We start from the raw sequence: 277 nt of genomic DNA on the forward strand, positions 1-277 counted from the left end.
AAGAATCACCAAAATCTGCACCAATCTGTAATGATGTTGACGACATTGATGAATCCTTAAACACTCTAATTCCTACCAATCCTAATACTCCTTATGATATGTATGAACTCATTGAAAAAGTTTGTGATGAAAGGAATTTCTTTGAACTGAAACCTGATTTTGCTCGTAATATCATAACTGGTTTTGGTAGAATTGGAGGAAATACTGTCGGTATTGTTGCAAATCAACCTATGCACCTTGCAGGATGTTTGGATATTGATTCTTCAAGAAAAGCTGC

At 35.0% G+C, this 277-nt stretch carries 1 protein-coding gene; it reads left to right on the forward strand.

What is annotated here, in order from left to right; genetic code table 11:
- Window positions 1-277: carboxyl transferase domain-containing protein (locus BA053_RS06475; RefSeq protein WP_304441007.1), on the forward strand; the 277-nt coding region annotated here is incomplete at both ends.

The sequence above is a fragment of the Wolbachia endosymbiont of Nomada ferruginata genome (assembly GCF_001675785.1).
GTDB classification, from domain to species: domain Bacteria; phylum Pseudomonadota; class Alphaproteobacteria; order Rickettsiales; family Anaplasmataceae; genus Wolbachia; species Wolbachia pipientis.